Source organism: Pseudomonas gingeri, assembly GCF_013386115.1.
GTDB lineage: Bacteria > Pseudomonadota > Gammaproteobacteria > Pseudomonadales > Pseudomonadaceae > Aquipseudomonas > Aquipseudomonas gingeri.
On the sequence record NZ_JACAOR010000011.1, the window covers coordinates 184,237 to 198,368 of the forward strand.

Sequence of the window (14,132 nt, forward strand, 5' to 3'; positions counted from 1 at the left end):
GAGTCGGGGCTTTTTCTATTGCGGGTGTCGCTTAGGCTTGAACAACCGGGATCTTGGCGTTCGCCGCGGCTTCACGGAACTCGGCGATCTGGTCGAAGCTGAGGTAGCGGTAGACATCGGCAGCCATGCTGTCGATCTTGCCCGCGTACTCCATGTATTCCTCGACGGTCGGCAGGCGACCCAGGATCGATGCTACGGACGCCAGCTCGGCCGAAGCCAGGTAGACGTTCGCGCCGTCGCCCAGACGGTTCGGGAAGTTACGGGTCGACGTCGACACCACGGTGGAGTTCGGTTCTACCCGTGCCTGGTTACCCATGCACAGCGAGCAGCCCGGCATTTCCATGCGCGCGCCAGCCTTGCCGTAGATGCCGTAGTAGCCTTCCTCGGTCAGCTGGTGAGCGTCCATCTTGGTCGGCGGCGACAGCCACAGGCGAGTTGGCAACTGGCCCTTGACCTGATCCAGCAACTTGCCGGCAGCGCGGAAGTGGCCGATGTTGGTCATGCAGGAACCGATGAACACTTCGTCGATCTTCTCACCGGCAACGCTGGACAGCAGGCGGGCATCGTCCGGGTCGTTCGGCGCGCAGAGCACAGGCTCCTTGACGTCGGCCAGGTCGATTTCGATGATTTCGGCGTACTCGGCGTCCTTGTCGGCTTCCAGCAGCTCAGGGTTGGCGACCCAGGCTTCCATCGCCTGTGCACGACGCTCCAGGGTGCGGGCATCGCCGTAGCCTTCGCCGATCATCCAGCGCAGCAGGGTGATGTTCGACTTCAGGTACTCGGCGATCGACTCTTTGGACAGCTTGATGGTGCAACCGGCGGCGGAACGTTCGGCCGAGGCGTCGGACAGTTCGAAAGCCTGTTCGACGGTCAGGGTTTCCAGGCCTTCGATTTCCAGGATGCGGCCGGAGAAGGCGTTCTTCTTGCCTTTCTTCTCGACGGTCAGCAGGCCTTTCTGGATGGCGTAGTAAGGGATGGCATGGACCAGGTCACGCAGGGTGACGCCAGGTTGCAGCTTGCCCTTGAAACGCACCAGGATCGATTCCGGCATGTCCAGCGGCATGACGCCGGTGGCGGCGGCGAAAGCCACCAGGCCGGAGCCGGCCGGGAACGAGATACCGATCGGGAAACGGGTGTGGGAGTCGCCACCGGTGCCGACGGTGTCCGGCAGCAGCATGCGGTTCAGCCAGCTGTGGATGATGCCGTCGCCCGGACGCAGGGAAACACCGCCACGGGTCATGATGAAGTCAGGCAGGGTGTGGTGGGTGGTGACGTCGATCGGCTTCGGATAGGCCGCGGTGTGGCAGAACGACTGCATCACCAGGTCGGTGGAGAAACCCAGGCAAGCCAGGTCCTTCAGCTCGTCACGGGTCATCGGGCCAGTGGTGTCCTGGGAACCGACGGTGGTCATCTTCGGTTCGCAGTAGGTGCCAGGACGAACGCCTGTCACGCCGCAGGCCTTGCCGACCATTTTCTGCGCCAGGGTGTAGCCCTTGGTGCTTTCAGCCGGGGCTTCCGGCAGCTTGAACAGGGTCGAAGGTGGCAGGCCCAGTTCGGCGCGCGCCTTCTCGGTCAGGCCACGGCCGATGATCAGCGGGATACGACCGCCGGCACGGACTTCGTCGAGCAGTACCGGGGTCTTCATTTCGAAGGTGGCCAGGACTTCATCGCTGTTGTGCTTGGTGACCTTGCCAGCATGCGGGTACAGGTCGATCACGTCGCCCATGTTCATGTTGGTGACGTCGAATTCGATTGGCAGTGCGCCGGCATCTTCCATGGTGTTGTAGAAGATCGGGGCGATCTTGCTGCCGAAGCAGAAGCCGCCTGCGCGCTTGTTCGGCACGTAGGGAACGTCGTCACCGAAGAACCACAGCACCGAGTTGGTCGCCGATTTACGCGACGAACCGGTACCGACCACGTCACCGACGTAGGCGATCGGGAAGCCGTCGTTGCGCATCTGCTCGATCTGTTTCATCGGGCCGATGGCGCCTTGCTGGTCCGGGACGATACCGTCACGGGCCATTTTCAGCATGGCCAGGGCGTGCAGCGGGATGTCAGGACGCGACCAGGCGTCTGGAGCCGGCGACAGGTCGTCGGTGTTGGTTTCGCCGGTGACCTTGAATACGCGCAGGCTGATCTTGTCGGCCAGGGTCGGGCGGTTCTTGAACCACTCGCCGTCGGCCCAGGACTGGATCACGGCCTTGGCGTGGGTGTTGCCGTTACGGGCTTTTTCCGCGACGTCGTGGAAAGCATCGAACATCAACAGGGTGTGCTTGAGTTGTGCAGCGGCAACCGGTGCCAGCTCGGCGTCGTCCAGCAGGTCGACCAGGGTCACGATGTTGTAGCCGCCCTGCATGGTGCCGAGCAGTTCAACAGCGCGTTTCTTGTCGATCAGGGGGGAACTGACTTCGCCCTTGGCCAGGGCGGAGAGGAAACCGGCCTTGACGTAGGCGGCCTCGTCCACTCCAGGCGGAACGCGGTTGGTGATCAAGTCAACGAGGAAAGCTTCTTCGCCAGCCGGGGGATTCTTCAGCAGCTCGACCAGGCCTGCGGTTTGTTCGGCGTTAAGCGGCTGGGGCACGATACCCAGGGCTGCGCGCTCTTCGATATGTTTGCGGTAGGCTTCAAGCACAGTTATTACCCTCATCAGTGGTCCCAAATGGGTGTCCGGGACGCTCATCCAGAAATGCACGGCACTCATGCGCTGCGGGGCTTTTTGAGCCGCTTAGCCAGAGTTTCCACGATTTCCAACAGAAGCTGTTTTCAAAGTTTTACGCCTTCGGAACGGGAGCGGATGAGGGTCGGCGCGAGGATTTCCGGGCGGAAATTCCCACGCCAACGCCGTTCTTCAGGATCAACTGTGCTCGTGACGCTTTGAAAACAGCTTCCAACGGACATTGGCGCCTAAAAAGGCAGGCCGATTCTACGGCATATTCCAGAGAAAGGTAAGTTAAGCCCTACAGGTTCGGGGGTGACCCCTCTTAGACAAAGGGCTAACATGCGGACCTGTTTTGCTTTTCCGCGTGCTCCCTGCCCATGCCCAATCAGACCATCAAGACTCCCTGCGTCGGCCTCTGCTCCACTGTTTACGGTGATCTGGTGTGTCGCGGCTGCAAGCGCTTCCACCATGAAGTGATCCACTGGAATGGTTACAACGAGGAGGAGAAGCGCGCGGTCTGGTTGCGCCTGGAGCAATTGCTGGTGCAGGTGATGGTGGCCAAGCTGGAGGTGTTCGATCCGGTCAGGCTGCGCGAGCAACTGGAGACCCGCAAGATTCGCTTCGTGCCGCACCAGTCGGAATATTGCTGGGCCTATCAACTGATTGCCCGCGGCGCGCGGGTGATCAGCCAGCTGGACGCCTATGGCATGGTGCTGCTGCCGGAGTTCCGCGACTGGAACCTGCCGGAACTGCGCGATGCCATTGATCGGGAATTTTTCCTGCTGTCCGAAGCGCACTACCAGCGTTATATCGCGCCGGGGTTTCTCAAGGACGCGTTCGGCGCCTGAGAAACCTGTCGCGGGCCTCCGGCGCCGACTTCAACCTCTGGCCAGTTCCTCCAGGTGATCGGTGATTTCCTGGGTCTTGAGCACCAGGACGTCGCTTTCCAGTGAGTCCAGGACCACTTCGGCGGTATTGCCGATCAGGGCTCCCGAGATACCGGTGCGGGCCACTGTTCCGATAACCGTGACCGCCGCGCCGAGCTTGTGGGCCATGTGCGGGATCAGCACGTCCGCGGGGCCTTCGGCGACATGCAGGTGTTCGTCGTCGATATCGAATTCCGCCTGGAAGGCGCGGCATTGCTCGCGATAGCGGGCTTCGATGGTTTCCTTGAGCTGATACACCGGGTCGGCGGCCGAGAGCATGGGCGAAGGATGGGCGGTGATCACATGCAGCCGGCCCTTGGCGAGGCTGGCGATGTCATAGCCATGGTCAATGATGTTGGCGTGCAGGTGCCGATGCTCTTCGTCCGAGTTGCCGACATCCACCGCGGCCAGGATCACCCCGCCGGCCCATGGCGCTTCGGTCTTGACCATCAGTACGGCGCAGGGGCAGAAGCGCAGCAGTTTCCAGTCCGAGGGTGTCAGCAAGGCTTTTTTCAGCGGGCTGTCGGGCCGATGTTGCTTGATCACCAGTCCGCAGCCTTCAGCCTGTTGCACGCCGATGATGGTGTCGTGCAGGGTTTTTTCCCAGGCCTGTTCCGCGGTGGCACTGTAGCCGTCGTCATGCAACTGGCTCTTGAGCAGCGAGAGCAGGGCGCTGTGATCGTGCTTGGGGTCGCACATCAGCAGGTGCAGGTGCGCATCGGTGACCTTGGCGATCAGTTTGGCGCGATTGAGCGCCAGGCTGTGGGCGTGTTCAGGGTCGAGTATCACCAGAATGCTGCGGATGGCTTGCATGGTCGGGTCTCTCCGGAGGGTCTGAAGGCGGCATATACACAACTATAGTTGGGCTGCGCCGACTCTGGACTTGATGCATATCAAGGGAGATGGCTGGTGGTCCGGCCCGGGACCCGTATAATCGGCGACCCTGAGTTGCCTGATTCCCTTCTGTCCTGCGAGCCCGTGTCTGTGAGCCCCATGTTGCCGATTCTTTCGTTGTTCGACCCTGCGTGCCCCGTACTGGCGGGAGCCTTCCTGTGAATCTGCCGGAAATCCATGAATTCCTCGGCTGCCGGACGCCGGACGGTTGGGTGCGAGCGGCGCTGGCCGACCAGGAAACGCTGCTGATCGACCACAAGAACTGTGAGTTCAAGGCGGCGAGCACGGCCCTGAGCCTGATTGCCAAGTACCACTCCCATGTCGACCTGATCAACCTGATGTCACGGCTGGCCCGGGAAGAACTGGTGCATCACGAGCAGGTCATGCGCCTGATGAAGCGTCGCAAGATCGAACTGCGGCAACTGTCCGCCGGCCGTTACGCCTCGGGACTGCGCAAGGTGGTGCGCAGCCACGAGCCGGTGAAGCTGGTGGATACCCTGGTGGTCGGCGCCTTTATCGAAGCGCGCAGTTGCGAGCGTTTCGAAGCCCTGGTGCCGCATCTTGACGAAGAACTGGGCAAGTTCTACTTCGGCTTGCTCAAGAGCGAAGCGCGGCATTTCCAGGGCTATCTGAAACTGGCCTATCAGTACGGCGATGCCGACGATATCGGCCGGGTCATCGAAAAAGTGCGGGCGGTCGAACAGGAACTGATCGAGTCGCCGGATATCGAGTTCAGGTTCCACAGCGGTGTGCCCGCCACGGCTATCGCTTAGGCACGAACCAGTTTTTCCAGCGCCGCATCGGCCAGGAACGACGATCGGCTCTTGATCTGGTGATCGCGTACATAACGGTCGATGCGCTGGATCACGAAACCGGGAAGGGTGACGTTGACCTTCTCGGTCTTGCCCAGATAGGGCGATATATCCAGCTCCAGCATGCCCCAGCCCATGTCGGCGAAGTCGGGGTTCTTCCGGTGCGAAAGCGACGAGGAGGGCATGGGGATCGGTTGTCCGTCCGACGCGATTTCCTCGAGCATTATATGGGCGACCTCGATGGCGGCATTATAAGCCTCCTCGAAGGTGTCGCCGGCAGTCACGGCGCCGGGAATATCCGGAACCTGGATGCCAATGGCGGTGTGTTCATCACCCCATTCAATGGCGATGGGATATTGCATGAGCTCCTCCTTCGTAACTGGGTTCATAGCAGGCCCGCCCGTTTTCTGATGCTTCTGATAGTTCCGAGTGGCAGATCCTTCTTGGGATGTGGTACGGGAATCGAATGAGGGTTGGTGCTGTGAACGAACACATGATGACTACCCTTGATTCGTTGCAGCATCCAGCCGGCGGCCTCCAGTTCGGCGATCAAATCCCTGCTCTTCACCTATGACTCCTTTTTCGGGTATGTCAGGGAAGCCTAGCTGTTGCTCTATCAGACATCGGTTTTAAAGGTGTGTCTAGAGTTATCTTTTTGAGGGGCGTGCCGTTCGTCACGTAGTGGCTGAGACGATCCCGAAACCCTGCCGTTCAGCCCATTTTCTTCTAAGCCCATCCCTCTTATGCCTGAACGTCCCCGGGGCAGGCCTTTTATCGGCTTAATACAAAGCTTGCTAACAATTGCTTTGACATTCGCTGCCTAAGCAGTAATATCCACACAACTCTCTGCCTAGGCAGCTTTCCTGGTGATCCTATGAAGCATTTCTTGCCGGACGACTTCCACAATTGCCATCTCGGCCTGCTCCTGGGGCGTGCTGCCCTGCTCAAGGACCGGATCATCGACACCCATATGGTGCCGTATGGCATCACTGCCGCGCAGTTCAAGGTGCTGATCATCATGGCCCAGTTCGGCGTCGACTCCCCGGCCGAGCTGTGTCGCCACCTGTCCCTGGACAGCGGCTCGATGACGCGAATGCTCGATCGTCTCGAACAGAAGGAATTGCTGGCCCGCCAACGTTCCGAGGGCGATCGCCGCCAGGTCCGGCTGGTGCTGACGGCGCAAGGACAGGGCCTGGCAGACCGGCTGCCGGAGATCGGTGCCGATGCGATGAACGAGCTGGCGGGGGCGATTACCCGGGACGAATTGCAAACCCTGGAAAGTATTCTCAAGAAGATTTTGCTGGCGGCCGGTGACTCGATCATCGAGCTGCGGCTGGGTGGTAAAAATGAACAGTAAAACCCTGCGTGGCGGTTTGAGCCTGGTGTTCCTGGCAATGGCCCTGGCGGGCTGTGCCAGTTACCAGGGCCTGACGACTTCGGGCGTGAGCCTCGAGGCGAAAAACCTCAGGGCCGAGCAATCCCTCAAGGGCATTACCTTGTCGCCGGCGGCCTGGCCGACCAGCGACTGGTGGAAAAGCCTTGGCGATCCACAGCTCGACGGACTGATCCGCGAAGCCCTGCGCGACAGCCCGGACATGCAGATCGCCAGTGCCCGGACCCATCAGGCGACCGCTGCGGCCTATGCCGCCGACGCCGCGCGCATGCCAACCCTGGATGCCAGCGCCGGTGTCAGCCGTTCGCGGCTGGCACGGGACCAGGACCCGAGCGGGCAGGGTGGCACCTACGACACCGTGCGCAAGGTGGGCCTCGACTTCAACTACACCTTCGATCTCTGGGGTGGTCAGCGTGACGCCTGGGAAGCCGCGCTCGGCCAGGCCCGGGCCGCCGAAGTCGACCAGCAGGCGGCACGCCTGACCCTGGCCGGGGATGTCGCCCGGGCCTACAGCAACCTGGGCGAGGCGCATATCGTCTATGACCTGGCCAACGACGATCTCAAGCGCACCCGGCAGTTGCTCGAACTCGGCCAGCGTCGCCTGAGCGCCGGGATCGACAGTCATTACCAGTACCAGCAAACCGAAAGCCTGGCTGCCAGTTCCGAGGAACAGGTGATCGATGCCAGCAGGAAACTGCAGAGTGCCAAGGTTGCCCTGGCGGTGCTGCTGGGCAAGGGCCCGGATCGTGGCAATGAAATCGCCCGACCGAAGATCCTCCAGCCCGGCGCGGTCGCCCTGCCGTCGACCTTGCCGGCGGAACTGCTGGGCCGGCGTCCCGACCTGGTGGCGGCGCGCTGGCGTGTCGAAGCCGCGAGCAAGGACATTGCCGCCGGCAAGACCCGCTTCTACCCGAACCTCAACCTGAGCGCCGCGGCCGGCACCGAATCCCTGCTGGGCGATGCGCTGTTCGGCTCGGCCAGTCGTTTCTTCAGTATCGCGCCGACGGTTTCGCTGCCGATCTTCGACGGTGGCCGCCTGCGCGCCGGGCTCGATGCCAAGGACGCCGATTACGACCTGGCGGTGGCGCAGTACAACAAGAGCCTGGTCAAGGCACTCGGTGATGTCAGCGACACCATCGGGCAGTTGCGGGCCATGGGCCAGCAGGTCGTCGCCCAGCAACATGCGGCCGACATCGCCCAGGAGTCCTACAACACCGTGGTCCAGCGCTATGGCGCAGGCATCGGCAACTACCTGGATGTGCTCACCATCGAGCAGACCCTGTTGCAGTCCCAGCGCCAGCTGGCGGACCTGAATGCCCAGCAGATCGATCTTTCCATCCAACTGATGCAGGCCCTGGGCGGCGGCTTCCACGCCGAGAACATCGCCTCGAACACACCAGACCCGGCCGCACAGCCCCATTAATTCAAGGTACTTGCCATGGCTAGCCCTGCCGAAACAAACGCTGTTGAAAACGCCCCGGATACCGGCAACTCCGGTAAACGCAAGATCATGCTCTCGGTGCTCGCCCTGGTGGTGATCGTCGGTAGCCTGGCCGTCTGGGGCTGGCACGAATTCTACGGTCGCTGGAGCGAAAGCACCGACGATGCCTACGTCAACGGCAACGTGGTGGAAATCACACCGCTGGTCACCGGTACGGTGGTGAGCATCGGCGCCGACGACGGTGACCTGGTCCACGCGGGCCAGGTGCTGCTGAACTTCGACCCGAGCGATGCCCAGGTCGGCCTGCAGAGCGCCGAGGCCAACCTGGCCAAGACCGTGCGCCAGGTCCGTGGCCTGTATAGCAACGTCGATGGCATGAAGGCCCAGGTCGTCGCGCAGCAGGCCGCGGTGCAGAAAGCCCAGGACAACTTCACCCGCCGCAAGAACCTCGCCGCCGGCGGGGCGATCTCCCAGGAAGAGCTGTCCCACGCCCGGGATGACCTGACCTCGGCACTGAGCGCCCTGAGCAATGCCCAGCAGCAGCTCAACACCATCAATGCGCTGGTGGACGACACGGTGGTGTCCAATCACCCCGATGTCAAAGCCGCTGCAGCCCAACTGCGCCAGGCCTATCTGGCGAATGCCCGGACCACCCTGATCGCGCCGGTGACCGGTTATGTCGCCAAGCGTACCGTGCAGCTCGGTCAGCGTGTGCAGCCGGGAACCGCGCTGATGGCGGTGATCCCGCTGGACCAGCTGTGGATCGATGCCAACTTCAAGGAAACCCAGTTGCAGCAGATGCGTATCGGCCAGCCGGTGGACATCGAAGCCGACCTGTATGGCAGCGACGTGAAATACAGCGGCACCATCGACAGCCTTGGTGCGGGGACTGGCAGTGCCTTCGCCCTGTTGCCGGCGCAGAACGCCACCGGTAACTGGATCAAGATCGTTCAGCGGGTGCCGGTGCGGATTCATATCAACGCCGAGGAGCTGGCCAAGCACCCGCTGCGGGTCGGGCTGTCGACCCAGGTCGAAGTCAACCTGCATGACCAGAGCGGTCCGGTGCTGGCCCAGCAACCGCCGCAAAAGGCCTCGTTCACCACCAATGTCTATCAGCAGCAACTGGCTGACGCCGATGCGGTGATTACCCGGCTGATCCATGAAAACAGCGCAGCGACGACCAAAACCGCGCAACGCTGAGTCGCCAATCCCCGGCTGCGACCCCGGTGGTCGCAGCACCTGCCTCGTTCCAAAGGATTCGCGATGAGCTCGAACGCGTCTTTTACTCCGCCCAGCCTTTTGCTCAGCACCATCGGCCTGTCGCTGGCGACCTTCATGCAGGTGCTCGATACCACCATCGCCAACGTTGCCCTGCCGACCATTTCCGGCAACCTGGGGGTGAGTTCGGAGCAGGGCACCTGGGTCATCACCTCCTTTGCCGTGAGCAACGCCATTGCCCTGCCGCTGACCGGCTGGCTGAGCCGGCGCTTCGGTGAGGTGAAACTGTTTATCTGGGCCACGCTGCTGTTCGTGCTGGCTTCGTTCCTCTGTGGCATTTCCACGTCGATGCCCGAACTGGTTGGCTTCCGGGTCGTCCAGGGCCTCGTGGCCGGGCCGTTGTACCCGATGACCCAGACGCTGCTGATTGCCGTCTATCCGCCGGCGAGGCGCGGCATGGCCCTGGCGCTGCTGGCGATGGTCACGGTGGTCGCGCCGATTGCCGGGCCGATTCTCGGTGGCTGGATCACCGACAGTTACAGCTGGCCATGGATCTTCTTCATCAACGTGCCGATCGGCATCTTCGCCACCATGATCGTGCGCCAGCAGCTCAAGGCGCGGCCGGTGGTGACCAGTCGCCAGCCGATGGACTATGTCGGCCTGCTGACCCTGATCATTGGCGTCGGTGCGCTGCAGGTGATCCTCGACAAAGGTAACGACCTGGACTGGTTCGAGTCGAACTTCATCATTGTCGGCGCGGTGATCTCGGTGATCGCCCTGGCGGCCTTCGTGATCTGGGAAATGACCGACAAGCACCCGGTGGTCAACCTGCGCCTGTTCGCCTACCGCAACTTCCGTATCGGCACCATCGTGCTGATCCTCGGCTATGCCGGGTTCTTCGGCATCAATCTGATCTTGCCCCAGTGGCTGCAGACCCAGATGGGCTACACCGCGACCTGGGCCGGGTTGGCGGTAGCGCCGATCGGTATCCTGCCGGTGCTGATGTCACCCTTTGTCGGCAAGTATGCCAACAAGGTCGACCTGCGCCTGCTGGCGGGATTCGCCTTCCTGGCGATCGGCCTGAGCTGCTTCATGCGGGCCGGGTTCACCAATGAGGTGGATTTCGAGCATGTGGCCCTGGTGCAACTGTTCATGGGGATCGGCGTGGCGCTGTTCTTCATGCCGACCCTGAGCATCCTGATGTCGGACCTGCCGCCGCACCAGATTGCCGACGGCGCCGGCCTGGCCACGTTCCTGCGGACCCTCGGGGGCAGCTTCGCGGCATCGCTGACCACCTGGATCTGGATTCGCCGGGCGGACCAGCACCATGCCTACCTGAGTGAAAGCATGACCCCGTTCGATCCGGCGACCCGCAACGCCCTGGAAAATCTCGGTGGAGCGGGCAGCCAGGCCTATGGCCGACTGGACCAGATTCTCACCAGCCAGGCGTACATGCTCTCGACCGTGGATTACTTCACGCTGCTGGGTTGGGGGTTCATGGGGCTGATGCTGCTGGTGTGGCTGGCCAAGCCGCCGTTCGCGGCCAAGGCCGGGCCCGCGGCGGCGGGGCATTGATGTAGCGGGGGGATCAGTGAGCGGGGAGGGCCGGCGGTGGAGCGAAATCGAAGGGCGCCAGCTGGAATCCCTGCTCATCCACCTGCAAGGCCCAACCCTGGCGATCCCAGTCCCCCAGCACGATGCGTTTCGCCGCTTGCGTGCCGAGTTGCAGCTTGTGGATGGCCGGACGGTGGGTATGGCCATGGATCAGGGTATGCACGCCATGCTGCTGCATGATCCGTGGGATTTCCTCGGGGGTCACGTCAACGATGTCGTTGGCTTTCATGCGGGTCTGGGCACGGCTCTCGCTGCGCAGCTTGCGCGCCAGCCGGTGGCGGGTGCGCAGCGGCAGGTGACGCAGGATAAACAGCGTGACCGGATTGCGCAGGTAGCGCCGCAGGCGCATGTAGGCTTCATCGCGGGTACACAGGCTGTCGCCGTGCATCAGCAGCACCGGCTCACCATTCATCTGCACCACGCTCGGGTCCTTGAGCAGGGTGGCGCCGGCGGCCTTGCAGAAGGCCGTGCCGAGCAGGAAATCGCGGTTGCCGTGCATCAGGAAAATCGGGGTGCCGCCATCGCTGACCTCGCGCAGCGCGGCGCAGATCGAACGTTGGAACGGGGTCATGGCATCGTCGCCGATCCAGGCTTCGAAGAAGTCGCCGAGGATGTACAACGCTTGTGCCGAACGGGCGCGCCCGGCGAGGAAATCCAGAAACGCCCGGGTGATGTCCGGGCGCTCCTCTTCCAGATGCAAATCTGAAATCAGCAGTATCACTCAACGATCTCGGCTTTCTCGATGATCACGTCTTCTGCTGGAACGTCCTGGTGGCCGGCCTTCATGGTGGTGGCAACCGCCTTGATCTTGTCGACCACTTCGGTGCCGGCAACCACTTTGCCGAAGACCGCGTAGCCCCAGCCCTGGACGGTCTTGGCGCTGTGGTTGAGGAAGCTGTTGTCAGCCACGTTGATAAAGAACTGGGCGGAAGCCGAATGCGGCTCCATGGTGCGTGCCATGGCCACGGTGTACTTCTCGTTCGGCAGGCCGTTGTCGGCTTCGTTCTGGATGCTTGGGCGCTTGTCTTTCTTTTCCTTCATGCCTGGCTCGAAACCGCCGCCCTGGATCATGAAGTTGCCGATGACACGGTGGAACACGGTGTTCTCGTAGTGGCCGGCCTTGACGTATTCAATGAAGTTGGCAACGGTCAGCGGGGCTTTCTCGTCGTTCAGTTCGAGAACGATCTCGCCGTGGTTGGTGGTCAGTTTGACTTGGGTCATGGTAGCTATCGCTCTATTCAGGGAATTCGTGGAACTGTGGCCGAACCCGATAACGGTTCACGCCACAACCTGGCCGGGGAGTTTAACGTGCTCGTCGGGCATTTCGAGGGGTTTTTATCCCGACGGTATTAAAAGCAGCCGTTTTCCGGGTGGCCCTGTCAGGGGCTTGACAGGTTCGGCTATGATAGGGGCTTTGATTGACTCGGCCTATCCGGGCCACGCACTTGTCACGTCCAAGGATCTTATGAGCAAGCCCACTGTCGACCCTACTTCGAACGCCAAGACCGGCCCGGCTGTCCCGGTCAACTTCCTGCGCCCGATCATTCAGGCCGACCTGGATTCGGGCAAGCACACCCAGATCGTCACCCGTTTTCCGCCGGAGCCCAACGGCTACCTGCACATCGGTCACGCCAAGTCGATCTGCGTGAACTTCGGCCTGGCCCAGGAATTCGGCGGCGTCACGCACCTGCGTTTCGACGACACCAACCCGGCCAAGGAAGATCAGGAATACATCGACGCCATCGAAAGCGACGTCAAGTGGCTGGGTTTCCAGTGGGCCGGCGAAGTGCGTTACGCCTCGCAGTATTTCGACCAGTTGCATGACTGGGCGGTCGAGTTGATCAAGGCCGGCAAGGCCTATGTCGACGACCTGACCCCCGAGCAGGCCAGGGAATACCGTGGCAGCCTGACCGAGCCGGGCAAGAACAGCCCGTTCCGCGATCGGTCGGTGGAAGAGAACCTCGACTGGTTCGCCCGCATGAAAGCCGGCGAATTCAAGGACGGCGAGCGCGTGCTGCGGGCCAAGATCGACATGGCCTCGCCGAACATGAACCTGCGCGACCCGATCCTCTATCGCATCCGTCATGCCCACCACCACCAGACCGGTGACAAGTGGTGCATCTACCCGATCTACGACTTCACCCACGGTCAGTCGGATGCCATCGAAGGTATTACCCACTCCATCTGCACCCTGGAGTTCGAAAGCCATCGTCCGCTCTACGAGTGGTTCCTCGACAACCTGTCGGTGCCGTGCAAGCCGCGCCAGTACGAGTTCTCGCGGCTGAACCTGAACTACACCATCACCAGCAAGCGCAAGCTCAAGCAACTGGTGGACGAGAAGCACGTCAACGGCTGGGACGACCCGCGCATGTCGACGCTGTCGGGCTTCCGCCGTCGCGGCTACACGCCGAAATCCATCCGCAATTTCTGCGAGATGGTTGGTACCAACCGTTCCGACGGCGTGGTGGACTTCGGCATGCTGGAGTTCAGCATCCGTGACGACCTCGATCACAGCGCCCCGCGTGCCATGTGCGTGCTGCGCCCGTTGAAAGTGGTCATCACCAACTACCCGGAAGGCCAGGTCGAGAACCTCGAACTGCCGTGCCATCCGAAAGAAGACATGGGCGTGCGCCAGTTGCCATTCGCCCGTGAGATCTATATCGACCGTGACGACTTCATGGAAGAGCCGCCAAAGGGCTACAAGCGCCTGGAGCCGACCGGTGAAGTGCGCCTGCGCGGCAGCTATGTGATCCGTGCCGACGAGGCGATCAAGGATGCCGAGGGCAATATCGTCGAACTGCGTTGCTCCTACGATCCGCAAACCCTGGGCAAGAACCCCGAGGGCCGCAAGGTCAAGGGCGTGATCCACTGGGTGCCGGCAGCGGCCAGCGTCGAGTGTGAAGTGCGCCTGTACGATCGTCTGTTCCGCTCGCCGAATCCGGAGAAGGCCGAAGACAGCGCAAGTTTCCTGGACAACATCAACCCTGACTCCCTGCAGGTCCTTACGGGTTGTCGTGCCGAACCTTCGTTGGGCAACGCACAACCGGAAGACCGTTTCCAGTTCGAGCGCGAAGGCTACTTCTGCGCGGATATCAAGGACTCGAAACCGGGCGCCCCGGTATTCAACCGTACGGTGACCCTGCGCGACTCCTGGGGTCAGTGATCAGTTAAGGAA

General features: G+C 61.9%; 13 protein-coding genes. 7 read left to right on the forward strand and 6 right to left on the reverse strand.

Features of this window, described 5'->3' with window-relative positions:
• Nucleotides 1-31: 31 nt before the first annotated feature.
• Complete coding sequence (gene acnB / locus HX881_RS21920; RefSeq protein WP_017129572.1) at nt 32-2,632, reverse strand: bifunctional aconitate hydratase 2/2-methylisocitrate dehydratase; 2,601 nt, start codon at nt 2,630-2,632, stop codon at nt 32-34.
• A 404-nt stretch (nt 2,633-3,036) separates the two neighbouring features.
• Here acnB and HX881_RS21925 point away from each other — a divergent pair, with 404 nt between their 5' ends.
• On the forward strand, nt 3,037-3,507 hold the full coding sequence (locus HX881_RS21925; RefSeq protein ID WP_017129571.1) for a DUF1289 domain-containing protein: 471 nt from the start codon (nt 3,037-3,039) through the stop codon (nt 3,505-3,507).
• A gap of 30 nt (nt 3,508-3,537) precedes the next feature.
• Here HX881_RS21925 and HX881_RS21930 read toward each other — a convergent pair whose 3' ends face one another.
• The gene (locus HX881_RS21930; protein WP_017129570.1) at nt 3,538-4,398 is read right to left on the reverse strand and encodes a universal stress protein; all 861 of its coding nucleotides are present in this window, start codon (nt 4,396-4,398) and stop codon (nt 3,538-3,540) included.
• Nucleotides 4,399-4,637: 239 nt separating this feature from the next.
• Between HX881_RS21930 and HX881_RS21935 the strand changes: the two genes are divergently transcribed.
• Nucleotides 4,638-5,252 carry a MiaE family protein gene (locus HX881_RS21935; protein ID WP_017129569.1) on the forward strand — a complete coding sequence of 205 codons (615 nt, stop codon included), beginning with the start codon at nt 4,638-4,640 and terminating at the stop codon, nt 5,250-5,252.
• On the opposite strand, the gene HX881_RS21940 is transcribed toward HX881_RS21935, so the two are convergent.
• Entirely contained in the window at nt 5,249-5,653 is a 405-nt protein-coding gene (locus HX881_RS21940) for a type II toxin-antitoxin system HicB family antitoxin (RefSeq protein WP_017129568.1), read from the reverse strand. The genes HX881_RS21935 and HX881_RS21940 overlap by 4 nt on opposite strands.
• A gap of 23 nt (nt 5,654-5,676) precedes the next feature.
• Nucleotides 5,677-5,859 carry a type II toxin-antitoxin system HicA family toxin gene (locus tag HX881_RS21945; protein WP_017129567.1) on the reverse strand — a complete coding sequence of 61 codons (183 nt, stop codon included), beginning with the start codon at nt 5,857-5,859 and terminating at the stop codon, nt 5,677-5,679.
• A gap of 306 nt (nt 5,860-6,165) precedes the next feature.
• Between HX881_RS21945 and HX881_RS21950 the strand changes: the two genes are divergently transcribed.
• The 4 genes from HX881_RS21950 (at nt 6,166) to HX881_RS21965 (ending at nt 10,918) form a co-directional block, all read left to right on the forward strand.
• Nucleotides 6,166-6,648 carry a MarR family winged helix-turn-helix transcriptional regulator gene (locus tag HX881_RS21950; protein WP_017129566.1) on the forward strand — a complete coding sequence of 161 codons (483 nt, stop codon included), beginning with the start codon at nt 6,166-6,168 and terminating at the stop codon, nt 6,646-6,648.
• Nucleotides 6,638-8,107, forward strand: coding sequence for an efflux transporter outer membrane subunit (locus tag HX881_RS21955; RefSeq protein WP_103032663.1), 1,470 nt, complete (start codon nt 6,638-6,640; stop codon nt 8,105-8,107). Before HX881_RS21950 ends, HX881_RS21955 begins: the two co-directional genes overlap by 11 nt.
• A 15-nt stretch (nt 8,108-8,122) precedes the next feature.
• Nucleotides 8,123-9,325 (forward strand): HlyD/EmrA/EmrK family protein, encoded by a 1,203-nt coding sequence (locus HX881_RS21960; RefSeq protein WP_017129564.1) that lies wholly within the window; start codon nt 8,123-8,125, stop codon nt 9,323-9,325.
• Nucleotides 9,326-9,388: 63 nt separating this feature from the next.
• Entirely contained in the window at nt 9,389-10,918 is a 1,530-nt protein-coding gene (locus HX881_RS21965) for a DHA2 family efflux MFS transporter permease subunit (protein WP_017129563.1), read from the forward strand.
• A gap of 13 nt (nt 10,919-10,931) precedes the next feature.
• On the opposite strand, the gene lpxH is transcribed toward HX881_RS21965, so the two are convergent.
• Together lpxH and HX881_RS21975 are read right to left on the reverse strand one after the other, a co-directional pair.
• Entirely contained in the window at nt 10,932-11,678 is a 747-nt protein-coding gene (gene lpxH / locus HX881_RS21970) for a UDP-2,3-diacylglucosamine diphosphatase (protein WP_017129562.1), read from the reverse strand.
• Nucleotides 11,675-12,178, reverse strand: a complete 504-nt coding sequence (locus HX881_RS21975; protein ID WP_177086582.1) for a peptidylprolyl isomerase — start codon at nt 12,176-12,178, stop codon at nt 11,675-11,677. The genes lpxH and HX881_RS21975 overlap by 4 nt, the downstream gene beginning before the upstream one ends.
• Nucleotides 12,179-12,422: 244 nt before the next feature.
• On the opposite strand from HX881_RS21975, the gene HX881_RS21980 reads away from it, so the two are divergent.
• The gene (locus HX881_RS21980) at nt 12,423-14,120 is read left to right on the forward strand and encodes a glutamine--tRNA ligase/YqeY domain fusion protein (RefSeq protein WP_017129560.1); all 1,698 of its coding nucleotides are present in this window, start codon (nt 12,423-12,425) and stop codon (nt 14,118-14,120) included.
• Nucleotides 14,121-14,132: the final 12 nt, after the last annotated feature.